This window comes from Bacillus massiliglaciei, assembly GCF_900098925.1.
GTDB classification, from domain to species: domain Bacteria; phylum Bacillota; class Bacilli; order Bacillales; family DSM-1321; genus Peribacillus; species Peribacillus massiliglaciei.
Genome location: NZ_LT622358.1, coordinates 177,106 through 198,918, shown reverse-complemented (window position 1 = coordinate 198,918; position 21,813 = coordinate 177,106). Strand labels below are relative to the sequence as shown.

Sequence of the window (21,813 nt, the reverse complement as noted above, 5' to 3'; positions counted from 1 at the left end):
AATCATTGATTCATGTGGTCCTTCATTTGTTTGAGAATCTTTTTTTCCAGCCTGGATACCTGTACTTGTGAAATTCCAAGTCTTTGCGCAACCACAGATTGTGTCTGATCTTTGTAATACCTAAGAAGGACAATCAGCCTTTCCCTCTCATCCAGTCCCTGGATTGCTTCTTTTAATGCAATTTGATCAAACCACTTCGTTTCATTTGTATCTGCTATTTGATCAAGCAGTGTAATAGGATCTCCATCATTCTCATATACGGTCTCATGAATCGAGGAGGGGTTCCTGCTGGCCTCCTGGGCCATGACAATTTCTTCTGGGGAAAGTTCCAGGTGTTCAGCGAGTTCATTCACCGTAGGCACTCTTCCGTATTCCTTGGAGAGTTCTTCCCGAGCCCTGCGGATTTTGTTGGCCATTTCCTTTAAAGAACGGCTTACCTTGACTGTTCCGTCATCTCTGATAAAACGCTGAATTTCTCCGATAATCATCGGTACAGCATAGGTTGAAAACTTAACATCAAATGACAAATCGAACTTATCGACAGATTTCAAAAGCCCAATGCAGCCGATTTGGTAAAGATCATCCGGTTCGTATCCGCGATTCAAGAAACGCTGTACGACCGACCAAACCAGCCTTAGATTGCTGTTGACAATTAAATCTCTTGCTTCTTGGTCCCCATTCTGGCTGCTTCGGATTAATTGCCGCAGTTCTTCATCTTTCAGATGCACCTGGCTTTTCCTCGTTTTTTGTTTCGTTACCTCCACATCCATAAGCAAGTCTCCTTAATTACACAAAGCTTTACTTTTTGATAAGTGTTTTTTCAGCCGAATGATCGTCCCTTCCCCTTTATGGGAAATGACATGAATTTCATCCATGAAATTTTCCATAATCGTGAAGCCCATGCCGGATCTCTCCAGCTCTGGCTTCGTCGTGAACAGCGGCTGCTTGGCCTCTTCCACATCCTCGATTCCCAGACCTTCATCCCTGATCGTCAGCTCAACAGAATCGTCTTCAAGGATGGCAGATATGAAAACCATTCCTTCTGGGTCATTTTCATACCCATGGATTATTGAATTCGTGACCGCTTCTGAAACCACTGTTTTAATTTCTGTCAATTCGTCCATAGTCGGATCCAGCTGGGCGATAAAAGCCGCCACTGTCACCCTTGCAAATGATTCATTTTGGCTGAGCGCCGAAAACTTGATTTCCATTTTATTTTTCATGTTATGCAACCCCCAATCTTTGCAATGCATTCTGTTCTGATAACTCCATTTTAACAATTTTAAAGAGCCCTGACATTTCGAATAATCGCTTGATTGGAGGCGAAATTGCGCAAACCACCATTTCTCCCTGAGTTTCTTTAATCTGTTTATACCGGCCCAGAATAACGCCAAGTCCTGAACTGTCCATAAAATGCAGTTCTTCAAGATTTAAGACAATATGTTTAATGCGATGCCTCTGGATGGCAGCTTCTGCCTCTTCTCTTAATTCCCCCGCTGTATGGTGATCCAATTCGCCTTTCAGACGAATGCATAGTACTCTGTCCTTCGCTTCTAAGTTTATGATCAGACTCACTATGAACAGCCTCCCTCTCTGTCTTCTAGTAAGTGAAATTCTCCTCTTGCCCCTGCTAATCCTCCCTGACAGCAAAACTAGTGGCCTTTCGCCGAAAGCTCCTCTTATATGATTGCTTTAGACACGATCTGCTACTGAATCTTGGTGAACATGCCGAATGCTCTCTTATAGAGCTGCCACCATGATGCTTCTTTCACTGTTTCCTTAGCAGTGATCGGCGACTCGATGTACACTTTTCCATCTTTCTTCAGCTGGAGTGTGCCGATTTGATCGCCTTTTTTGACCGGTGCCTTCAAATCTTTCTCCATGATGATTTTCTTTTGAAAATCTTTAGAAGAAACACCTTTTTTCGTGAGAACGGAAATTGGTTCGCTTGTCACCCCTGCTACGGTCTTTTTATTTCCTTTGCTTATGTGAGAATCCATCAGAACCTCTCCGCGCTTATATATCGGGTGGGTTTCGTACTGAGAGAATGCGTAATCAAGCATTTTGGTTACCTGCGCATTCCTTTCTTTAGGGCTTGGAGCCCCAAATACAATAGCGATTACACGCATATTGCCTTTCTTTGCAGTGGCTGTCAGACAGTATTTCGCCTCATTAGTAAAACCTGTCTTCAGCCCGTCTACGCCAGGATAAAATTTAACGAGCCGATTTGTATTAACCAGCCAGAATTTCTTCTTTGTATCTTCGCGAAGATAATCTTCATACGTTCCTGTGAACCTGGTGATTAAATCATATTTCAATAATTCTTTTGCCATTACGGCCATGTCGCGGGCAGAGCTGTAATGATCTTTCACCGGCAGCCCAGTAGCATTTTGAAACTTGGTGTTTTTCAGCCCAAGCTGTTTGGCTTTTTCATTCATCTTCTTTACAAATTCTTCTTCGGAACCGGCAAGTCTTTCTGCCATGGCAACGGAGGCATCATTTGCTGATCCAATTGAAATTCCCTTCAGCATTTCCTCAACTGTCATTTCTTCTCCTGGTTCCAGGAAAATTTGAGAACCGCCCATTGATGCCGCATACTCGCTCGTTCTTATTTTCTCTTTAAGCGTCAAATCTCCTTTATCCAGGGCTTCCATGATTAAAAGCATCGTCATGATTTTTGTCATGCTTGCGGGGGATAGCTTTTCATCGGCATTTTTGTCATACAGGGCTTTCCCTGTATCTCTTTCAATCAATATGGCCGATTTTGCCCCTTTTGCAAGGTCAGAAACTTTATTGTCAGCTGCCAGCGTATGCTGGCCATGGAAACCGCTAATCAGAGAAAAGGTTAAAAAAAGTGATAGAATCAGCTTCATCTCCATACCCTCCATTCATTATCATTTTCCATTTTTTCCAACATAACCAGTTTTATACAAACAGGATGTTGTTTTAAGAAAATAATTGTCAGGAAATATAGAGGCTGAAGAATTTTCTGTTCAAACAAAAAAAGCGAACCATTTCGGTCCGCTTTTTATGCTGTAACTCACGCATGGATTTCCTTATAAATTAAGGTTGGCTTTGCAACCTTTTCTTTAGAGAGGATAATATTTTCAGACAGTTTGTCTTTCACTGCCGATACATCCTCGAAATTGCTGTAAATCGTTACAAGCGATTCGCCTTTTTTTACTTCATCGCCTATTTTCTTCCGAAGCATAAGTCCTACAGCCAAATCGATTTCCGATTCCTTTGTCGCTCTTCCTGCTCCAAGCAGCATTGCAGCCGTTCCTACTTCATCGGCCACGATTTCAGAAACAAATCCGTCTTCCTTTGCTTCAAGCTCGAACGCAAACTTCGCTTGAGGAAGTTTTTCAGGATGGTCAATGACCGAACCGTCGCCTCCCTGTGCAGAAAGGAATGTTTTGAAAGATTCTAAAGCAGAGCCATCTTTAATAGCATTCAGCAGCATCTCTCTGGCCTCTTCAAGGGAACTGGCTTTCTTGGCCAAATATACCATATTGCTGCCAAGTGTTAAGGAAAGTTCCGTTAAATCTTCAGGACCTTCTCCCTTCAGTGTATCAATGGCTTCTTTCACTTCCAGCGCATTTCCAATGGCATATCCGAGCGGCTGGGACATATCTGAAATGACAGCCATTGTATTCCGGCCGACATTATTCCCGATTCGGACCATCGCTTTCGCAAGCTCCTCAGAATCTTCTAAGGACTTCATGAATGCGCCTGCTCCGGTTTTTACATCAAGAACAATGGCATCAGCACCTGCAGCAATTTTCTTGCTCATAATTGAGCTCGCAATCAAAGCAATACTGTTAACTGTAGCCGTCACGTCACGCAGAGCATACAGCTTTTTATCCGCCGGAGTCAGGTTTCCGCTCTGGCCGATGACCGCGATTTTATTCTTATTCACCAATTCGATGAATTCTTCATTCTCAATTTCAACATGGAAGCCTTCTACAGCCTCCAGTTTATCGATTGTTCCGCCCGTATGGCCCAGTCCCCTGCCTGACATTTTGGCAACCGGCACACCTGCTGCTGCAACCAAAGGTCCCAAAACAAGCGTGGTCGTATCACCGACGCCGCCTGTTGAGTGCTTATCCACTTTGATTCCTTTTATGGCAGAAAGATCAATTTGATCGCCCGATTCCACCATCGCCATTGTCAAATCTGCCCGTTCCTTTTCCGTCATTCCCATGAAATAGACAGCCATGGCCCAGGCGCTCATTTGATAATCAGGAATGGAACCATCCGTGAATCCCTGAATAATAAACTGGATTTCTTCTGCAGTCAGTTCTTTTCCATCACGTTTCTTCTCGATTAAATCCACCATTCTCATAGGGAGACCTCCCTTCATCATATTTTTTCAGTAATTTCTTTGATGAAGCTTAAAAAGCTGTTTCTTACTTTTTCCGTTGTCTCGATTACTTCTTCATGTGATAACGGCTGATCGAGGATACCCGCAGCCATGTTGGTGATGCAGGAGATGCCAAGCACTTTTATTCCGCTGTGCCTTGCCACGATTACTTCCGGCACAGTAGACATTCCGACTGCGTCCCCTCCAAGAATCCGGGCCATCTTAACCTCGGACGGTGTTTCATATGTAGGTCCTGAGTTTCCTACGTAAACTCCTTCTTTCACATCAAGCCCCTGAGCATCTGCTATGTCTTTAGCCAGCATTCTCATTTCTTTATTATACGCTTCAGACATATCAGGGAACCTTGGGCCGAATCTTTCATCATTCGAACCAATCAAAGGATTTGCACCCATACAATTGATATGGTCGGTAATGATCATTAAATCGCCTGGTGTAAAGGATTCGTTGACGCTTCCTGCCGCATTGGTCACAATCAGCTTTTCTACACCGAGAAGCTTCATAACGCGGACAGGGAACGTCACTTTATCCATGGTATAGCCTTCATAGAAATGAAAGCGGCCCTGCATCGCAATAACTCTCTTCCCGCTTAATTCACCGATAACCAATCTTCCTGCATGTCCTGCCACAGTTGACACTGGAAATTCCGGAATCTCCTCATATGGGATGGCAACCGGATTCTGAATTTCGTCGGCAAGTACACCGAGTCCTGATCCTAATATCAGCCCGATTTCAGGAACAGTATCCAACTTTCCTTTAATATAAGCCGCAGCACGTTCTGCTTTTTCGTACATTCTATTTCCCCCTTCAGCTTTTTCAGCAGCGCAAACTAATCCTTCTGTCCGGATTAGTTTGCGCTTTGGTCAATTTATTTTTTTTCGATATCTCCTAAAATGTTCATTCCGTATGACGGAAGCTTGACATCAAAGTTTGCCGCAACAGTCATTCCGACATCTGCAAACGTATTTCTTACCGGCAGCTCTTTGCCTTCTTTGAAAGCTTTAGAATAAACCAGCAATGGAACATATTCACGGGTATGGTCCGTACCTTCATGCACTGGATCATTCCCGTGATCAGCGGTGATAATCAGTAAGTCATCTTCCGTTAATTTATCAAGCACTTCAGGCATCCGTGCGTCGAATTCTTCAAGTGCCTTTCCGTACCCTTCAGGATCACGGCGATGGCCGTACAATGCATCGAAGTCCACTAAGTTCAAGAAGCTCAGACCCGTGAAATCTCTGTCAATGGTCTCAACAAATTTGTCCATACCGTCCATATTGGAAACGGTTCTTAGAGACTCTGTCACACCTTCTCCGTCAAAGATATCAGAAATCTTACCGATAGCCAAAACATCATAGCCGCCATCCTTCAATTCATCCATAACCGTCCTGTTAAATGGTTTAAGGGCATAATCGTGGCGGTTCGAAGTTCGCTTGAAGTTTCCTGGTTCCCCGATAAACGGCCTTGCAATGACACGGCCGACCTTAAATTCATCTGCCAGCGTGATTTCACGCACCTCTTCACAGATTTTATACAGCTCGTCCAAAGGCACGACATCTTCATGGGCGGCAATTTGCAAGACAGAGTCAGCAGATGTGTAAACAATCAATGCTCCTGTCTTCATATGCTCCTCGCCAAGCTCTTCAATAATTTCTGTTCCGCTCGCCGGCTTATTCCCGATAATGGCATGGCCGGTTTTCGCTTCCAATTCATTAATAAGCAGCTCAGGAAAGCCATTTGGGAAAACCCGGAACGGTGTCGAGATATTCAAGCCCATGATCTCCCAGTGTCCAGTCATGGTATCTTTGCCCGTTGAAGCTTCCTTCATTTTTGTATAATAGGCAAGAGGCTTCTCCGCCTTTTCAATCCCTTTAATTTCACGGATATTGCTTAATCCCATCCGTCCCAGTACAGGCATGTTCAGGCCGCCCATTCTCTCAGCAATATGGCCGAGTGTATCGGCTCCTTTATCTCCAAACAAATCAGCATCAGGCGCTTCGCCGATTCCGACAGAATCCATTACAGCAACAAAAATACGTTTGAATTTCTTTTCCATGGTTACCCCTCCTAAAATAGTAAACCTTTTTCGATTATGTTTCTATATTTCCCCTTTTATGACTTCTTTAACCTATCTTGTATGTAAAGGGATGTAAGCGTGTGCAACGTCAGAAGTCTGACTTCTATAGTGTAAACGATTCTCCTATCAGAAACAATTTATTTTTCTTTCAAAATAAAGGGGAAACAGACTCCCTGAGCCCGTTTCCTACGAATCTTCTATACTAGTTATGCACGCGGATGAAACTTCGTATACACATCTTTAATTCTCACATTGGAAATATGAGTATAGATCTGGGTCGTCGAGATATCTGCATGCCCGAGCATTTCTTGAACGGCCCGTAAGTCGGCTCCGTTCATCAAAAGGTGGGTTGCAAAAGAATGCCGCAGAATATGCGGGGTTATTTCCTTTTCAATTCTGGCTTCCTTCCCCAGTTTCTTCAGGATTTTCCAAAAACCCTGCCTGGTCAGACGGTTTCCATGATGGTTCAAAAACAAGGAATCTGTCCGGTGCTTTCGGCTGGCCAAGGCGCCTCTGCCTTTTTCCAAATACGCCTCAATCGCCGAAAGAGCGGTATGTCCAATAGGAATAATCCGTTCTTTATTCCCCTTCCCCACACAGCGGACAAACCCCATGGTTGAATGCACATCGCTGACATCCAGCTGAATCATCTCACTGACGCGCATCCCGGTGGCATACAGAAGCTCCAGCATCGCTTTATCTCGAAGACCGTACTCATCTGACGTCTTAGGCGCCTCCATCAGAGCCTCCACCTCTTCCATCCCCAGAACCTTAGGAAGGCTCCTTTCCGGCTGAGGAGTTTCTATATGAATGGAAGGATCCTGCTCAGCAGTTTTTTCCCTCAAAAGAAACTGATGAAAAGAACGAATCGAGGCAATATGCCTTGCGATCGTTTTAGATGATTTCCCCTGATCCTTCAGATGGGCTAAGAAATGCATAATATTCATCCTTCGGCAATCATTCCAGCTTGATAATACTTCGACATTTCGTATATACAGCATATAAGATTTCAAATCACGCTCATAAGAAATGATTGTATTTTTAGCAAGTCCCTTTTCCACTGTCAAATAATGAATAAAATCCTTCAGTTGTTCTTCCATGCACATTACTCTCCGTTCAAATAGAGCAGCATAAGCCGATCCAGCCAATTCCTATCCTCTGATTCGACGGACTTAGCCACTTTCACTGCCGCCCCTTCTGGTTCTTCATACCGGTGGTAGCTTTCATATTCCTGATTCAACCATACCATTCCGATATAAAAAAGAACAGTAAAGCTAACAAAAAGAAAAAGTACCTTTGCCGTCTGAAGGATCATGGATAAAGTGCTCTTCAAATCAATCTTCCTCCTTTCTATAAGGCCCGGCTGGCCGGTTCACAAAGATTGTCCTATTATCCAATCTATGCCAAAGAAGGTATGATTTATACATCTTTATCCTGAAACCGCAGCGTACAAAAAACCTTTTCCGCAATACGGAAAAGGTTCAGTCATCACTTTTCTTTTTTTCGTCTTCATCTTTCCCATGGCACCGATGACAAATTCCATGGAAGGTTAATCTATGATCTTTTATCTTGAAGTTCCAATCGCGCTCGACGATTGCTTCGACATCCTCAAGTAAATCTTCTTGAATTTCATCGACTGCACCGCATTCCACACAGACTAAGTGGTGATGGAAATGCGCCGCGCCTTCCTGTCTAAGATCATAACGGGAAACGCCGTCCCCAAAGTTGATCTTATCCACTATTTTCAATTCAGTCAGCAACTCAAGTGTACGATATACAGTTGCCAATCCGATTTCCGGCGACTTTTCTTTGACAAGGAGGTAAACGTCTTCAGCGCTTAAATGATCCTCTTCATGCTCAAGTAAAACGCGGACGGTCGATTCTCTTTGAGGTGTCAGTTTGTAGCTGGACGAGTGCAACTGCTTCTTTATTCTATCAATTCTATTTTCCATACCTAAATTCCCTCCCGCGCCGCTATCTTTTCCATTATATCAGAAGAGGGAAAACTGTCAAAATAGAATTCTTATTAAATAAGAATTTTATCAAGCGGCGGAAAAACTAAGACAATAGGATGGGAGCCCACGTGTTCTTGTAGATCTAAAAGCAGGGACTGTTCACTTTTCCAGCATCCCAAACACCATCTGCATCAAAGGAGGAGAAAGATAGGCCTCTAAAGCGCCTGCTCCGAGCAAAACAATGAAAGAAAACACAAAAGAGAAGACATATCGGTAAATGACGGGTCTCAGCGGTTCTCTAACCTGTTTCCAAAAAATCCGTCCAAGCATTTTCATCGACATGGACAGGGCTGCCACACTGATGAAAATAAAGATCGGGACGATGAAAATATTTTGCGGCAATATCGACACAAAGGAAAGCAAAAATCCGCTCCATCCCATTTGATTCACAAGAAATCCAACTGTAAACCCCACTACCATTCCCTTAAGGAACAGCAGGAGCAGTATGACCGGTATGCCGATAATCGAAATTCCCAATATCCAAATGACACCTATATATTTACTATTATGCATGAGACTTTGGGTGAACATTTCTTCAGAAGCTGCTACCTCTCCTTTAGATACTTGCCCAAAAAATTGGGACAGATAATAGAATAGGTCTTCCTTCTGTGTGAAGCTAAGGCTGTTGACAAGGACTGCGCCAAAAATGACCCCCATCAAAAAAAGAACCATAATAAACACATATAAAGAAGAATGTTCGGTAATATGTTTCATTGCGGCATTTTGTACGGCAACTCGTCTCTTCATCTCTCATCCTCCTGATTTCGCTTACTAGATTTTATGAAGAATCTAGTTTTTTATGACGATGAAAATTCTGCTGCCGCATCTTTTTCTAAAAAAGAAGCCGTTTTAAATGGAAGACAAAAAACAGGATCCAGAATGCGGCCGCTCTGAATCCTGTTTCTTAATAGATGCTGTGTTTCATTTCACTTTTCCATATTTTCCGCCGCCGCCCGCTTCAAGGGCCAGTTCCCCTTTCCTCGCCAGATCAATCAATACGGCCAGTTTCCCGCTTACCGTCTTTGACAGTTCCTCCACACTTGCCCGGTGAAGGATATTCATTTCGGTTCCAAAAGCAGCCAGCAGCCTTTCCATCGATTTCGGACCAAGACCGGGAATGAAATCAAGAGGCACCTGGTGGATGTAAGGCGGTCTTTTCCTTCGGTCCCCCCTTACAGACACTTTTGACAGCTCCTGAATTCGGGAAGCTACACCTTTTATGATTGTTTTGCTTCCGCACTCAGGGCATACGCCCGGCTCCCCGTCCGTTTTCCGGAAACATTTCCCGCAGACCGTATGATGATACTTTCCGAGCAGCGGATTGAGACCATAATTGGCCAGGATGCATCTGCCCCCTTCTTCCCGGAGGGCCAGTTTCCACTCTTCGAATGTCGGCGCCTTTAGGCGCAGCTTTTGATATTCCCTCGCTATTTTCCCAAGAGAATGTGCATCCGAATTGGTCAGGAATGTATAAGAATCGAGTTCCTCGATATCCTTGACCATATCTGTATCCGAACTTAGACCGAGTTCAACGGCATCAATCCTATCAGGGTCAAACACCTCACTCAGGCTGGATTCCACACCTTTTCCGTAAAGACTTTTAAACGGGGTAAACACATGGGCCGGAATAAAAAGACCTCCCAAATCTTGAACCTTTGCCTGAAGAGTTCTGGCATCACAGTAAATCCGCTGGGAACTTAACGCGATATTTTTCATATGCCCGCCCATCCAGCGTGAAAATGTCTTCATGGAAGCAAGCGTTGGGAAATAGGCCAGCACGTGAATCGGCCCATGGCAGGATGAATCATAGATTTCAATTTCCGAACCCGGTATAACTGTCATCCCTCCGAAGGCAAGACCGCCTCCATCCAGCTCTAAAATGGTTCCTTCTCTTATTCCCTCAGCCAGTTCCTCTATCACTTCCGGAGAATGGCAGTCAATGATGCCGATGATGTCCAAGCCCTTCTGGATACTTGCGGCCTTAAGAATATTCTCCAGCGTCAGCGTTTTGGCGCCCGTGATTTTGACAGCTCTTCCGCTTCGTGTCCTGCCAATGTGTATATGGAAATCCCCGTAATATTCATTCATTTTCCTTCTAAGGTCCTTTTGAGCTGGAGGTATTGAACCGCGTAAGCTGTTTTAGCATCCTGAATTTTTCCCTGCTTGATATAGTCCTCTGCTTCTTCCAGCGTCAGCTCGATCAGTTCCACAAATTCATCTTCGTCCAAGGGAGCCGCATCCGCTTTTTTCTTTAAGCCCTTGGCGATAAACATATGGACCAGTTCATCGGCAAATCCGGGAGAAGTATAGAAGGAGATAATCGGTTCCATCCCATCACATTCGTACCCTGTTTCCTCTTCCAGTTCCCTTGCTGCCGTTGCAATCGGTTCTTCTCCAGGTTCCAGCTTCCCTGCAGGGATTTCTACAAGGCTCCGTTCCATCGCTTTTCGATATTGTTCTACCATAATCACTTTATTTTCATCTGTGACAGCTATGACTGCGACCGCCCCGGGATGCTTAATGATTTCACGCTTGCTCGTTTTTCCGTCCGGAAGCCTGACCTCATCAACCTGCAGGCTGATGACCTTTCCTGTGAAAATTTTTTCAGTTGCAATCGTTTTTTCCTCGAATTTTTTCAACATGTCCACTCCTGTTCTAATTCCGGTTTATTCTTTCATACATTCTACCATACTAAAAGATGGAGGATGAAAACATGAAAATATATGTATTGGAAAAAAGCATCGTATGTTCGGGGAAAAGCTGGGAGATTATCCAAAAGCTTAAACAGCTCCGAAAGGAATATACCTATGTCCAAGAATGGATTGCGGACATCCATAAGTAAATTCTTTGAGTCAATCGACAGCCTCCTATACAATGAAAGGGCGGAAGCACAATTCCCTTAAAGGAGTGATTCGATTGAAGAAACGTGACCTTGGCACTTCCGGTCTAACTGTATCGGAAATTGGACTTGGCTGCATGTCGCTTGGCACAGATGAGCGGCAGGCAGATTCTATTCTAAAAACAGCATTGGATGGCGGAATCAATTATTTTGATACCGCAGATCTGTATGATTTTGGCCGCAATGAAGAGCTGGTTGGAAAGCTGCTGAAACCTGTGCGTGACAAAGTCATCATTGCCACAAAAGTTGGCAACCGATGGAACGAAGCAAAAGACGGGTGGAGCTGGGATGCCTCCGGAAGCTACATAAAAGAAGCTGTAAAAAAGAGTCTTTCTCGGCTGCAAACGGATTATATCGATCTCTATCAGCTGCATGGCGGGATGATTGAAGATAATATCGAGGAAACGATAGAAACATTCGAAGATATAAAAAAAGAGGGCTTGATTCGGGCTTATGGCATTTCTTCTATCAGACCAAATGTCATCAAGCGTTATGCAGCGGATTCTGCCATTGACTCAGTGATGATGCAGTACAGTCTGCTTGACCGCCGTCCCGAAGAGTGGATGCCTCTCCTCGATGAGCATGACATCAAAATCATCGCCAGAGGACCTGTCGCCAAAGGACTGCTCAGCGAAAAAATGCTCACTAAAGCGTCTTCCGATGTTCAGGAAAAAGGGTACCTGGATTACAGCTATACCGAGCTGGAAGAGCTGCTGCCGGCCCTGCGTGAAAAGCTCTCTCCGCGAAAATTGAATGAGACCGCTCTTCAATATGTATTAGCACATCCTTCAGTCGCTGCGGTTATGCCGGGTGCAAGCTCACCCGAACAAGTCCGTGAAAATATTAAAGCCGCAGAAAGCAGCAGGCTGAGCCCTGAAGAAGTCGGGCTCTTAAAAGAACTCACCAAAGCCAGTCAATACAGCGTGCACCGCAACTGAAAGAGCCCCTCACGAACCAAAGCTTAAAGCCTTGGCGTGAGGAGCTCTTCTTTTTTACAGAGCGTCCTTTAATAATTCACGTTCATTGACCGGCTGAACCGGGCGGCTATTGTTCGGAAACAAATCCTGAAAACTGTCAATCTGCTCCTTCGACATATTGATAGGATCTTCAAAAACCATCCATTTTACCTCTTCCGTACAAGGAGGTGTAGTCAACGATCCATCATAGCGGACAACCTGTTCTTCCTCTGGAAGAAGCTCGCCCGCATCGATCTTACTTTTCACATCCATCTCCTCGGCACTCTGCTTTTCAGGAAGACTGTTCCACACAGAAGCCAGCTGTTCATTTTCTTCGCCCTCTTCAATCATGATTCCTGCCACCGCAAGCTGTCCTTCCTCATTTTCATGAACGAGATGAAGTTCCATTTCATGATGTTCCCCATCAAACTGATGCTCACTTGGCGTATGGAAATGGAATTGAACCAGCTGATAAGTACTGTCATCCACTTCAAGAGTATTCTCTCCAGATTTCGGATTCAGCTGAATGGTATGGCCTGTATGTAATAATGAATATTCCGACGCCTGATAGTTCATTTGAATCTCATTGGTCCCGCCGGATTCGCCGGCTTTTGCTGACTCAATGTTGACAGGTGACTGAGCACTTCCTTTTTCACAAGCCAAAAAATCTTCGTTCAGGCTGCCCCAATTTTCCGGACCGCTGTTTCCTTCATATGACCAATGCACATGCTCTTCCCCTGACGTCCCCGTCTCTTCTTCTCTTTCCTTCTTTTCAGCTGTCTCCTTTGCCTGTTCGGCACAGGCACTCAGCAAAATGCCGAATGACATGACTAAGCCTGATAGCAGCATTTTATTCTGCATGCTCATTATTCCTCCCTTCAAAATCTCATTTTTCACAAAATCCACCTTACTAAATTCTCTTTAGAATGCCAAACAAATTTTACTAATAAAAGCATATATTTGATAAATTGATAAATATAGACTACAGGGCGATGAGCCAAAAAGACCGGCTGGCGCGATGAAGACGTTACAGATTGACTATACAAATAAAGCTTGGAGAACACGCCTCCAAGCCGCTGCATTCATGAACTTTTCTAAAGATCCATCATTAAAATAACAGGCCATCCTGTCTTCAGTGATTCCTATTTATCTCTCCGGAATGACCGTTTTTCAACTTTATATACGGAGGCTTCCAGAACACTTCTCCTGCTTTAAAGGGCTTTTTTACAAATGGAAGAACGCCGTCTGTGTTAGATAGAGCCCTTTATTTATATTGTTTCCAATCAAGGCTGCTCTCCCCAAGGAGTTCTTCAAAGGATTTGTTCTTTTCCCTCTGCTTTCTTTCCTCGCGTTTTCTTGCTTCCTCGGCAGCCCTCTTCTCCTGTTCAGCCTCAGTAAGCTGTTTTTGCGTCTCCTTAAGCTTAGCCATAATGTCTTGATTCAGGACATCTCCCAATGTAAGAGATTCATCCTTTTGGCGCTTTCCCGGCGAATGCGTTTGCTTTCTTTTCTTCATATTAAATACCTCCTTGCTTTCCTTCTTATTATATCATTTGCCGCGGCTGCATTTCCTGTCGCATTTCACAAATGGTAAAATAGAGTATCTTTAAAAATTCTGAAGCATCAGGGGTGCAGGTATATGAAGAAATGGATTGTCTTTACTGCTGTATGTCTCGGCTATTTTTTCGGAATCGGGATTTATTTTTCAAACCGGATCATGTTTATGAAGAAAAAAGAGGATGCGTTCATTCAAAATAGGGAGATTGAAGCAAACAGGATCAATCTGGACGATTTCCATTCGCTTCCGAAAACAGAATGGCTCCTACTCTCTCCCTATGGCTATACGTTAAAATGCTTGTGCGTTGAGCCTCATCAAACAGAGAAATGGATCATCATCTGCCATGGAATTACGGAAAACAAAATGAATTCTATTAAATATATGAACATCTTTTTAAAACGCGGGTTTAATGCCGTCATTTATGATCACAGAAGACACGGGGAATCCGGTGGGAGAACGAGCAGTTATGGATATTATGAGAAATTCGACCTTAAAGCCGTTGTCGATGAGGTAAAACGGCTCAAAGGATCTGAAATAACCATCGGAGTCCATGGCGAATCGATGGGAGCTGTCACTGCGCTTTTATATGCAGGCATGCTTGGGGATGCAGCTGATTTCTATATTGCAGACTGCCCTTTTTCCCGTTTTGAAGACCAAATTAAGCATCAAATCAAGGCCGAACTTCCCCTCCCCTCATGGATGATTCTTCCGATTGGCCGGCGGTTCATCAAATGGCGGGATGGCTATTGGACGAAGGATGTAGCCCCTCTCGACTGTATTCAGCAAATCCATCACCCTGTCCTGTTCATCCACTCAGCGCCCGACACTTACATCCCCAGCTGGATGACCGAAGCGCTTTATAATGCCAAACCCGGCCCAAAGCAGCTGTTTCTCGCTAAAACAGGAGCCCATGCCCAGTCCTATAACGAGGATCCTGAAGAGTACGAAAAACAAATTTCCCTATTTCTAAGCAGCTATGTATGGAAAGAGGAGGCTTCCTCTTCGTAACAGATACCGGAGTAATCACAGAAACCTAAAAGAAACAGCAGAAAGCAAGGAGCTTCTGCCGTTTCTTTTTGCCGGCGAGATAAATCCACTATTTACTTAAACTCCACATTTATCGCCCTGCTATGAAGCAAACGAAATTGTTCCGCCATAAAAACCGGTGTATAGGGCATATCATTTTGAAGCCAGGATACAATGACCCCTATTAAAGCGGAGGCATCATACCAGATCAAAATATCCTTTTTGATCCCCGCTTTGACGACGGCAGAGTCGTTTCCTTTGCTTTCCACCCTTGAAATGATTCTCTCTTTCAGCAGCATTAACAAACTGTCTCTAAAAATCGGCAGACTCTTTGACGTCAAAAGAACTTTATAAAATTGGGCATTGTCCGCAATATGTTCCAGAAATTTCACCATGTCTTCATACACTTCTTTATTTGCCTGAACCGGGGATACAACAGCCGAAATGTCTTGAATCATCTCTTCTGCCATTTTCTCCACCATATCCGGGATGTCTTGGTAATGTAAATAAAAGGTGACCCGATTGATCGTTGCCCGCTCAGCCAGACGATTAACGGTTATTTTTTCACTATCCATTTCTTGAAGCAATTCAACAAAAGCATTTTTAAGTAATTGCCGTGTACGGAGTATGCGCGGATCTGTACGTGGCTTCTTCTTATCCATCTTTTCTATTTCCTTTCATCAGGCTAACTAGAAGACATTTATCTTATTAATGTAGTACATCTCCTACCTAAACAAACAGAAAAATGTCATATGTAAACTAACAGACATTTACGGGGTTTTTGTCACTTGTAAACCATATCTATTGCTCCTATAATCTACTTTATATCTTGTTGTTTATACTACACTATGTAAATAAAGTTTTCAAATTACGAAAGGACGATTGAGGTTGAGCAAACATACAACGATTGACAGCAGTTCTCTGAAAAAAGGGCCTATTATGAGTATTATGATTATAGGCGCCTTCCTTGCGACCTTTAATCAGACGATTATGACGGTTGCCCTTCCGACATTAATGAAGGATTTTACGATTGCAGCAACAACAGCTCAGTGGCTTACAACGGGCTACATGCTGGTTAATGGTGTTTTAATTCCCATTACAGGATTTTTAATGAAACGCTTTACTACCAGACAGCTATTTCAAACTTCCATGTTTATTTTCTTGACCGGATCGATTATATCCGCTGTCGCTGCTAACTTCCCTGTCCTGCTGACTGGGCGTTTAATTCAGGCAGCCGGCGCCGGGATTATTATGCCATTGCTTATGAATGTTGTGTTGGCCCTGTTTCCTCCGGAAAGACGCGGAACTGCTATGGGCTTTGTGGGACTCGCGATCATCTTCGCTCCTGCGATCAGTCCAACTCTTGCTGGTTACGTGATTGAGGTGTATCCTTGGCAGGCATTGTTCTATGGCATGATTCCGTTTACCCTTATTATTATTGTTTGCGGTTTTATTTATCTGAAAAATGTATCGAAAACCGTTCAGTCCAAAGTGGATTTCATCAGCTTGATTCTGTCAACCGTCGGATTTGGGACCTTGCTGTACGGCTTCAGTGAGGCCGGCAATTTAGGGTGGGCCCACACAGAAGTGATTGTTTCTCTTGGAATAGGAATCGCAGCACTCGTTCTATTCACATGGCGGCAGCTTGTTTCCCGTGATCCCTTCCTTGATTTAAGAGCCTTTAAATATAATATGTTTTCCTTAACGACCATTATTAATATAGGAGTCACGATTATGATGTATGCAGATATGATCCTGCTGCCTCTGTACCTTCAGAATGCCCGCGGTTTTACCGCACTTGAATCCGGGCTGCTGATGATGCCCGGCGCCCTATTAATGGGATTGCTAAGTCCGGCCGTCGGCAAACTATTCGACCGGTTTGGAGCAAAATGGCTCACCGTTATCGGCATAGCGATCATTCTTGCGACAACATTCAGCTATACGAATTTAACAGACTCGACTCCTTATCTGTTCTTGATTCTTATGTATACAGGACGGCGGATTGGCATGGCCCTGTTTGTGATGCCGATCCAGACAGCAGGGTTAAACCAATTGCCGTCCAGCCTGAATGCCCATGGTACGGCCATCTCTAATACAGCCAGACAAGTCGCCGGCGCAATTGGAACATCTTTACTTGTAACCATCATGACGAACAGTTCAAAAAATTATCTTGAGACTGAAAGCGTACACGGTCAAACACCCGAACATCTGATGATGGAAGCTTCGATTCAGGGGATCAATGACGCCTACTTTGCCATCCTTTTATTCGGCGTTATCAGTTTGCTGCTATCTTTTTTTATTAAGCGAGTGAAGCAGGCTCCCGAAGAAAATGCAAATCTGAAAAAAACGGCAAAAAACTAAAAAACTGAGAATGGAATAAGAACTATGCTCTTGATCAATGGAGCGGAGAGGCGACTTCCAGGGAACACAGCACGTGAGAGACTGCAGACTTAACCCGCGCCCTTCGCCCCCCTGAAACCGAAATGAACATAAGTAAAAAAAACAAATTCCCCCTAGAGAAATTTGTTTTTTTATGTATATCCATCATCGGCAAAATCATTCTGCATCTAAAATTCTTTCAAACCTAAGGATTAAAGCGTCTTCATCATTAATAATTTTAAGCCATTTTTCCTGTAGATTTATTTTCGTAATCCATCCCCAAAATTGAGCCGGGCCATAAAGATCTGAATACGTTATTGTAATAGATTGGTCAGACTGAATCGATTCCGCTATGATTCTGTTCAATTTTTCAAACTGGTCTTGATCTAAACCCGGCTGCTGAAATTCCTTTTGTTTCAGCCTCCTGTCCATTAATGCCTGTTTATGCTCTGGCAAAAACATGCGATGGGACTCCCAAAGCTTATTTCCCCGCCTTAAATGCTCACTCATTTATAATGTCCTCCTATTTTTTGCGCTCGCTCAAATACCTGGCCGGCAGACCTTAAGGATGCAGCACGGACAACCGCCGTCATTCCGAATCGCTGCTTAATACGATCGATCGCATAATCCAGCTCCCTTTTTTCAGCTTTGTGATCAAAGAAGCTCAGCTGCCAAACATCATCCGCCGCAAGGCTTGACAGACTTATTCCCAGCCTTCGGACGGGCTGTCCATCCCAAAATTCCAGAAACAACCCCCATACACACCGGAACATCTCCATTGCATGGTTAGTTGGTTCATCAATCGTCCTTTGTCTGTGAAATCCGGCCGGAACATCAAAACTGGCTCCGCTGCAGCTGACAGATATCGTCGACCCTCTCACTTGAGAACTCCTGGCACGGAAACAGACTTCCTCACAAAGCTCCAACAATACGACTTTGATTTCTTCAGCCCTCTCGTAATCCTTCGGCAGTGTCATTCCATGCCCTATTGCTTTCTGACCGTCCAGTGACGCTTTCGTTACAGGCGAATAATCTAAGCCATTTGCCGTCATCCATAACACATGCCCGTTAATCCCCCATTTCTTCTTCAGCAGATCCAGCGGGAAATTGGCCAGGCTTCCAATTGTGCCAATGCCTCTGGCAAGCAAATTCTTCTCCATTCTCTTCCCTATCCCGAACATCTTGCCTATCGGGAGAGACCACAAATACTCAGCTAAATTATCGGCGTTCAATTCAAATATTCCGCTTACATTCTTTTTCCCAAAATTATCACAGGCCAGTTTAGCCAGCATTTTATTGCTTCCAATCCCTATGCGGGCATAGAGTCCTGTTTCTTTCATAATGTCTTTTTGAACTTTTCGGGCCATCGACAGCGGGTCGCCAAACAGCCTTTGACTTCCTGTAACATCCATGAATTGTTCATCAATGGAAAACGGTTCGACTAAGTCTGTATACCGTTCTAAAATATTGGTAATTTGAATGGATACATCGATGTACAGCTGCATGCGCGGACGGACAACTGCTGCCTCCGGGCACTTCTGCTGTGCCTCCCACAGCCGCTCTCCGTTGCGGACGCCGCGTTTTTTAGCTAAAGGGCAGGCAGCCAAAATAACACCGGCACGGCGCTCCGGATCCCCGGAGACTACAACCGGCTTTCCTTTTAAACCAGGGTTGCTTGCCTTCTCCACTGAGGCATAGTAAGACTGCATATCAACAAGAAAAATAACCTTATCTTTCACAGCTCTCTTCCTTTCTTTGATGGGGCATACATTTCATATCCCTCCGCAAAAACAAACATACGTTCTTTTTAATAGCTAAAATAAACTCCCTTTACATCAGAGAGTACAAACAGCCTTGTGATTTATTTGCTCATCCTTCCTCTTAACCCCCGCATAAGGAACTTTCAGTTTACAGAAGTCAGATGGAAAACAATCTGAATATCCTGCATCTCGTCCTCTTCTATATACAAAACAAAAAAGAATGTATGTTCGTATTTATTATACACCTCATTCTATACGAATAAACGTTCTCTCACAATGGAAATATTAATACGAATTTCTACATTTTAAGCTCTTTTCCTTCCAGAGAAAACAAAAGGAAACAATATGTCAGATTGGAAAGATATTCTTCTGTTACCATATGTTATATCCCCAAAAGAAAACCAGTGTTCTTTTTTTGTAATATACAATAGTCCTTATAGATCAAACAAGAGAAAAAACCAGCTGAAAAATATAAAAATAGGAATTAAAACACGATACTAAAGTCTTATAATTTGTAATCTTTTTGTAATCTTTTTAATATTTTTCTGTTACAAAAATATCGTAGGATAATATTGTTAAAGAAAGATAATTTAGGGGGAAACTAGTTAATGAAAAAATGGATTGCTTCTGCTACTCTTGCCTCAGCTTTGATGCTTACTCCTCTCCAAGCCTTTGCCAATATTGGGGATCAAACTCTCAAACCAGGAACAACCCATAATGATGTAAAACAGCTGCAAGAGTTATTAAAACTCAAGGGCTATTTCAAATATACCGGAGCTTACACTGCGAATTATGGTTCTTATACAACTTCTGCAGTGAAAAGTTTTCAGAAAGCAAAAGGATTAACCGCTGACGGAATCGCCGGCCGAAATACCTTTAACGCACTGGGCGTTTATAACGTTAACAATACAAGCCTTGTCAAATATGCCAAGACCCTTATCGGAACACCATATGTATGGGGAGGAACAACCACATCAGGCTTTGACTGCTCTGGCTTTGTTAATTATGTTTTCAAAAAATCACAAGGCATCACACTGCCGCGGACAACCTCCTTGCTATACAGCAATACAGGATTAAAAGTATCTTCTCCATCTGTCGGCGATCTAGTATTCTTTGATACTTCTTCAAGCAAAACAGGCGTCTCCCATGTAGGCATCTACATCGGAAACGGACAATTTATCAATGCATCTTCTTCGAAGGGCGTTTCCATTGCAGACCTGAATAACAGCTACTGGAAACCTCGTTACCTTGGAGCAAAAACATTATAATCTAACAAAAAAGGATCCCCGCCGGATCCTTTTTTTACTGTTTATTTCATTTTACGGTTCGGAATCAAGCGTCAGCGCTGGTACAGGACCTCAGCACTTTGGTCGTCTAAAATGACCATGAAGGATGAGTCCAAATTGGACCGGCTCATCATTTCCAGTGTATACACATGATCATCCGGGAGATGCTGAAGCTCCAAGACCATAAACCGCTGACTCGGGGACTCCGTTACATGCCGGATGGCCGCTGTCACCATTTCCTGCTCTGCTTTCGCTTCACTGTCTGTTAAAACGCGAATGTACCGGGCATTCGCTTTGGCCGGGAATGTATCTGAGACTCTCCCTGCAAACCAGGGTTTCACTTTCATGCCAATTTCTAAATCTCCCCACTCAAGATGCCTCCCCGTTTCATCCTGCAGAATGGTATCATCCTTCACTTTATAATACGTATCTTTAATCAATATCTGTTTATCATCAAGAGAAGTGATAAAGCCTTCGTCCCCTTTGCCGACCTCTGCATGCAGCCTCCCGGGAGAGTATTGGCAGCCCGAAAGAATCAAAGTGCAGCAGATCATAACAAATATCTTCATTCCCCTTTTCATCATCTCCCCCCTAAACATATAAACGTTTGAAGAAGAGAATTGTTTCACAAAAATGAATCCATTCATAAGAAAATTATCCTGCTCCCGCTTTAGTATCTCACTTTTTGAAAAAAGCTTTTTTTCCGAAGAACTCTGCAGTCCCCGGAAAAAGTGTATACAATTTTCCGGCCGCATTCATCCAGCCCGGAAGATTAATTTCTCTTTTATTTGTCAGCATGGCCCCTACCACCTTGGCAGCCACTTCCTCTGATTTCAGCATAAATCGGGCAATGCTTTTTGCATACGAACCTGATTCATCGGCTATAGAGAAAAAGTTCGTTTCAACCGGACCTGGATTCACTGTCGTGACATGGATGCCATACTCCATCACTTCCAAGCGAAGAGCGTTTGAATAGCCTAAAACGGCAAACTTTGTCGCTGAATACAGGGAAGATTTCGGTGTAGCAATCTTTCCGGCCTGAGAGGCAATGTTCATGATATGTCCCTGTCTCCGTCTCTTCATCGCCGGCAGAACCATATTCGTACAGGCCATCAGACCCAATACATTGACGCGAAACATGGCTTCCGCTTCTTTTGCATCCGTCTGGTCCGCTTCCTTAAAAATTCCGTAACCGGCATTGTTGACCAGGACATCTGCTTCTCCCACAGTATCAAAAATTTTTTTGAATACTTGCTCGACCATATTGGCATCCGACACATCCAGCTGATACACATACACTTCTGCTCCATACTTCTCTGCTAACTCTGCCTGTATGCTCTCCAGTTTTGCAAGGCTCCTGGCCAAAAGAACCGTTCTTGCCCCCTTCTCTGCTGCCAGACGGGCAATTTCCAGGCCAATCCCTCCGGATGCACCTGTAACGATAACCGTTTTCCCCTTTAATTGATTCATGACGGC

General features: G+C 43.8%; 25 protein-coding genes. 5 read left to right on the top strand and 20 right to left on the bottom strand.

Features of this window, described 5'->3' with window-relative positions; genetic code table 11:
* Nucleotides 1-2: 2 nt before the first annotated feature.
* From sigF to BQ4305_RS09290, 13 genes are all read right to left on the bottom strand, one after another.
* Nucleotides 3-770: an RNA polymerase sporulation sigma factor SigF gene (gene sigF, locus BQ4305_RS09350; RefSeq protein ID WP_110927546.1), complete on the bottom strand. Its 768-nt coding sequence runs from the start codon at nt 768-770 to the stop codon at nt 3-5.
* A 12-nt stretch (nt 771-782) separates the two neighbouring features.
* Complete coding sequence (gene spoIIAB / locus BQ4305_RS09345) at nt 783-1,223, bottom strand: anti-sigma F factor (protein WP_110927545.1); 441 nt, start codon at nt 1,221-1,223, stop codon at nt 783-785.
* Nucleotide 1,224: 1 nt separating this feature from the next.
* On the bottom strand, nt 1,225-1,575 hold the full coding sequence (spoIIAA, locus tag BQ4305_RS09340; RefSeq protein WP_110927544.1) for an anti-sigma F factor antagonist: 351 nt from the start codon (nt 1,573-1,575) through the stop codon (nt 1,225-1,227).
* Nucleotides 1,576-1,706: 131 nt separating this feature from the next.
* Nucleotides 1,707-2,873 carry a D-alanyl-D-alanine carboxypeptidase family protein gene (locus tag BQ4305_RS09335; protein WP_234396919.1) on the bottom strand — a complete coding sequence of 389 codons (1,167 nt, stop codon included), beginning with the start codon at nt 2,871-2,873 and terminating at the stop codon, nt 1,707-1,709.
* A 167-nt stretch (nt 2,874-3,040) separates the two neighbouring features.
* Nucleotides 3,041-4,345: a pyrimidine-nucleoside phosphorylase gene (locus BQ4305_RS09330; protein ID WP_110927542.1), complete on the bottom strand. Its 1,305-nt coding sequence runs from the start codon at nt 4,343-4,345 to the stop codon at nt 3,041-3,043.
* Between the two features lie 17 nt (nt 4,346-4,362).
* Nucleotides 4,363-5,175 carry a purine-nucleoside phosphorylase gene (locus tag BQ4305_RS09325; RefSeq protein ID WP_110927541.1) on the bottom strand — a complete coding sequence of 271 codons (813 nt, stop codon included), beginning with the start codon at nt 5,173-5,175 and terminating at the stop codon, nt 4,363-4,365.
* 74 nt (nt 5,176-5,249) lie between these two features.
* Nucleotides 5,250-6,437 (bottom strand): phosphopentomutase, encoded by a 1,188-nt coding sequence (deoB, locus tag BQ4305_RS09320; RefSeq protein ID WP_110927540.1) that lies wholly within the window; start codon nt 6,435-6,437, stop codon nt 5,250-5,252.
* A gap of 227 nt (nt 6,438-6,664) precedes the next feature.
* Nucleotides 6,665-7,558, bottom strand: coding sequence for a site-specific tyrosine recombinase XerD (gene xerD / locus BQ4305_RS09315; RefSeq protein ID WP_110927539.1), 894 nt, complete (start codon nt 7,556-7,558; stop codon nt 6,665-6,667).
* A gap of 5 nt (nt 7,559-7,563) precedes the next feature.
* Complete coding sequence (locus tag BQ4305_RS09310) at nt 7,564-7,791, bottom strand: YqzK family protein (RefSeq protein WP_110927538.1); 228 nt, start codon at nt 7,789-7,791, stop codon at nt 7,564-7,566.
* Nucleotides 7,792-7,939: 148 nt separating this feature from the next.
* Nucleotides 7,940-8,410 (bottom strand): ferric iron uptake transcriptional regulator, encoded by a 471-nt coding sequence (gene fur, locus BQ4305_RS09305; protein ID WP_110927537.1) that lies wholly within the window; start codon nt 8,408-8,410, stop codon nt 7,940-7,942.
* Between the two features lie 162 nt (nt 8,411-8,572).
* Nucleotides 8,573-9,220: a stage II sporulation protein M gene (gene spoIIM / locus BQ4305_RS09300; RefSeq protein ID WP_110927536.1), complete on the bottom strand. Its 648-nt coding sequence runs from the start codon at nt 9,218-9,220 to the stop codon at nt 8,573-8,575.
* Nucleotides 9,221-9,394: 174 nt separating this feature from the next.
* Nucleotides 9,395-10,561 (bottom strand): endonuclease Q family protein, encoded by a 1,167-nt coding sequence (locus BQ4305_RS09295; RefSeq protein ID WP_110927535.1) that lies wholly within the window; start codon nt 10,559-10,561, stop codon nt 9,395-9,397.
* Nucleotides 10,558-11,112, bottom strand: a complete 555-nt coding sequence (locus tag BQ4305_RS09290) for an NUDIX hydrolase (protein WP_199880664.1) — start codon at nt 11,110-11,112, stop codon at nt 10,558-10,560. Before BQ4305_RS09290 ends, BQ4305_RS09295 begins: the two co-directional genes overlap by 4 nt.
* Nucleotides 11,113-11,186: 74 nt before the next feature.
* Here BQ4305_RS09290 and mciZ point away from each other — a divergent pair, with 74 nt between their 5' ends.
* Both mciZ and BQ4305_RS09280 read left to right on the top strand, forming a co-directional pair.
* On the top strand, nt 11,187-11,315 hold the full coding sequence (mciZ, locus tag BQ4305_RS09285; protein ID WP_110927533.1) for a Z-ring formation inhibitor MciZ: 129 nt from the start codon (nt 11,187-11,189) through the stop codon (nt 11,313-11,315).
* Between the two features lie 74 nt (nt 11,316-11,389).
* Nucleotides 11,390-12,310 (top strand): aldo/keto reductase, encoded by a 921-nt coding sequence (locus tag BQ4305_RS09280; RefSeq protein WP_110927532.1) that lies wholly within the window; start codon nt 11,390-11,392, stop codon nt 12,308-12,310.
* A gap of 54 nt (nt 12,311-12,364) precedes the next feature.
* Here the strand turns inward: BQ4305_RS09280 and BQ4305_RS09275 are convergent, their stop codons facing one another.
* Entirely contained in the window at nt 12,365-13,189 is an 825-nt protein-coding gene (locus BQ4305_RS09275; RefSeq protein WP_110928002.1) for a carbonic anhydrase, read from the bottom strand.
* 403 nt (nt 13,190-13,592) lie between these two features.
* Nucleotides 13,593-13,844, bottom strand: coding sequence for a YqkE family protein (locus BQ4305_RS09270; protein ID WP_110927531.1), 252 nt, complete (start codon nt 13,842-13,844; stop codon nt 13,593-13,595).
* A gap of 123 nt (nt 13,845-13,967) precedes the next feature.
* Here BQ4305_RS09270 and BQ4305_RS09265 point away from each other — a divergent pair, with 123 nt between their 5' ends.
* Complete coding sequence (locus BQ4305_RS09265; RefSeq protein WP_110927530.1) at nt 13,968-14,894, top strand: alpha/beta hydrolase; 927 nt, start codon at nt 13,968-13,970, stop codon at nt 14,892-14,894.
* A gap of 92 nt (nt 14,895-14,986) precedes the next feature.
* Here BQ4305_RS09265 and BQ4305_RS09260 read toward each other — a convergent pair whose 3' ends face one another.
* Entirely contained in the window at nt 14,987-15,574 is a 588-nt protein-coding gene (locus BQ4305_RS09260; RefSeq protein ID WP_110927529.1) for a TetR/AcrR family transcriptional regulator, read from the bottom strand.
* A gap of 277 nt (nt 15,575-15,851) precedes the next feature.
* Here BQ4305_RS09260 and BQ4305_RS09255 point away from each other — a divergent pair, with 277 nt between their 5' ends.
* The gene (locus tag BQ4305_RS09255; protein WP_110928001.1) at nt 15,852-17,273 is read left to right on the top strand and encodes a DHA2 family efflux MFS transporter permease subunit; all 1,422 of its coding nucleotides are present in this window, start codon (nt 15,852-15,854) and stop codon (nt 17,271-17,273) included.
* Between the two features lie 195 nt (nt 17,274-17,468).
* Here the strand turns inward: BQ4305_RS09255 and BQ4305_RS09250 are convergent, their stop codons facing one another.
* The gene (locus BQ4305_RS09250) at nt 17,469-17,801 is read right to left on the bottom strand and encodes a YolD-like family protein (protein WP_110927528.1); all 333 of its coding nucleotides are present in this window, start codon (nt 17,799-17,801) and stop codon (nt 17,469-17,471) included.
* Nucleotides 17,798-19,030: a DNA polymerase IV gene (locus BQ4305_RS09245; protein ID WP_110927527.1), complete on the bottom strand. Its 1,233-nt coding sequence runs from the start codon at nt 19,028-19,030 to the stop codon at nt 17,798-17,800. The genes BQ4305_RS09250 and BQ4305_RS09245 overlap by 4 nt, the downstream gene beginning before the upstream one ends.
* 629 nt (nt 19,031-19,659) lie before the next feature.
* On the opposite strand from BQ4305_RS09245, the gene BQ4305_RS09240 reads away from it, so the two are divergent.
* Nucleotides 19,660-20,319, top strand: a complete 660-nt coding sequence (locus tag BQ4305_RS09240) for a C40 family peptidase (RefSeq protein WP_110927526.1) — start codon at nt 19,660-19,662, stop codon at nt 20,317-20,319.
* A 71-nt stretch (nt 20,320-20,390) separates the two neighbouring features.
* On the opposite strand, the gene BQ4305_RS09235 is transcribed toward BQ4305_RS09240, so the two are convergent.
* Both BQ4305_RS09235 and BQ4305_RS09230 read right to left on the bottom strand, forming a co-directional pair.
* Entirely contained in the window at nt 20,391-20,906 is a 516-nt protein-coding gene (locus BQ4305_RS09235; RefSeq protein ID WP_199880637.1) for a DUF3221 domain-containing protein, read from the bottom strand.
* 109 nt (nt 20,907-21,015) lie between these two features.
* Entirely contained in the window at nt 21,016-21,807 is a 792-nt protein-coding gene (locus BQ4305_RS09230; RefSeq protein ID WP_110927524.1) for an SDR family NAD(P)-dependent oxidoreductase, read from the bottom strand.
* Between the last annotated feature and the right edge of the window lie 6 nt (nt 21,808-21,813).

Excerpts from the sequence above, each read along its gene's own strand:
- sigF (WP_110927546.1), bottom strand. The coding sequence starts at position 770 with ATGGATGTGGAGGTAACGAAACAAAAAACGAGGAAAAGCCAGGTGCAT.
- spoIIAB (WP_110927545.1), bottom strand. The coding sequence starts at position 1,223 with ATGAAAAATAAAATGGAAATCAAGTTTTCGGCGCTCAGCCAAAATGAA.
- BQ4305_RS09335 (WP_234396919.1), bottom strand. The coding sequence starts at position 2,873 with ATGAAGCTGATTCTATCACTTTTTTTAACCTTTTCTCTGATTAGCGGT.
- BQ4305_RS09330 (WP_110927542.1), bottom strand. The coding sequence starts at position 4,345 with ATGAGAATGGTGGATTTAATCGAGAAGAAACGTGATGGAAAAGAACTG.
- BQ4305_RS09325 (WP_110927541.1), bottom strand. The coding sequence starts at position 5,175 with ATGTACGAAAAAGCAGAACGTGCTGCGGCTTATATTAAAGGAAAGTTG.
- deoB (WP_110927540.1), bottom strand. The coding sequence starts at position 6,437 with ATGGAAAAGAAATTCAAACGTATTTTTGTTGCTGTAATGGATTCTGTC.
- xerD (WP_110927539.1), bottom strand. The coding sequence starts at position 7,558 with ATGGAAGAACAACTGAAGGATTTTATTCATTATTTGACAGTGGAAAAG.
- fur (WP_110927537.1), bottom strand. The coding sequence starts at position 8,410 with ATGGAAAATAGAATTGATAGAATAAAGAAGCAGTTGCACTCGTCCAGC.
- spoIIM (WP_110927536.1), bottom strand. The coding sequence starts at position 9,220 with ATGAAGAGACGAGTTGCCGTACAAAATGCCGCAATGAAACATATTACC.
- BQ4305_RS09295 (WP_110927535.1), bottom strand. The coding sequence starts at position 10,561 with ATGAATGAATATTACGGGGATTTCCATATACACATTGGCAGGACACGA.
- mciZ (WP_110927533.1), top strand. The coding sequence starts at position 11,187 with ATGAAAATATATGTATTGGAAAAAAGCATCGTATGTTCGGGGAAAAGC.
- BQ4305_RS09275 (WP_110928002.1), bottom strand. The coding sequence starts at position 13,189 with ATGCAGAATAAAATGCTGCTATCAGGCTTAGTCATGTCATTCGGCATT.
- BQ4305_RS09270 (WP_110927531.1), bottom strand. The coding sequence starts at position 13,844 with ATGAAGAAAAGAAAGCAAACGCATTCGCCGGGAAAGCGCCAAAAGGAT.
- BQ4305_RS09265 (WP_110927530.1), top strand. The coding sequence starts at position 13,968 with ATGAAGAAATGGATTGTCTTTACTGCTGTATGTCTCGGCTATTTTTTC.
- BQ4305_RS09260 (WP_110927529.1), bottom strand. The coding sequence starts at position 15,574 with ATGGATAAGAAGAAGCCACGTACAGATCCGCGCATACTCCGTACACGG.
- BQ4305_RS09255 (WP_110928001.1), top strand. The coding sequence starts at position 15,852 with ATGAGTATTATGATTATAGGCGCCTTCCTTGCGACCTTTAATCAGACG.
- BQ4305_RS09250 (WP_110927528.1), bottom strand. The coding sequence starts at position 17,801 with ATGAGTGAGCATTTAAGGCGGGGAAATAAGCTTTGGGAGTCCCATCGC.
- BQ4305_RS09240 (WP_110927526.1), top strand. The coding sequence starts at position 19,660 with ATGAAAAAATGGATTGCTTCTGCTACTCTTGCCTCAGCTTTGATGCTT.
- BQ4305_RS09235 (WP_199880637.1), bottom strand. The coding sequence starts at position 20,906 with ATGAAGATATTTGTTATGATCTGCTGCACTTTGATTCTTTCGGGCTGC.
- BQ4305_RS09230 (WP_110927524.1), bottom strand. The coding sequence starts at position 21,807 with ATGAATCAATTAAAGGGGAAAACGGTTATCGTTACAGGTGCATCCGGA.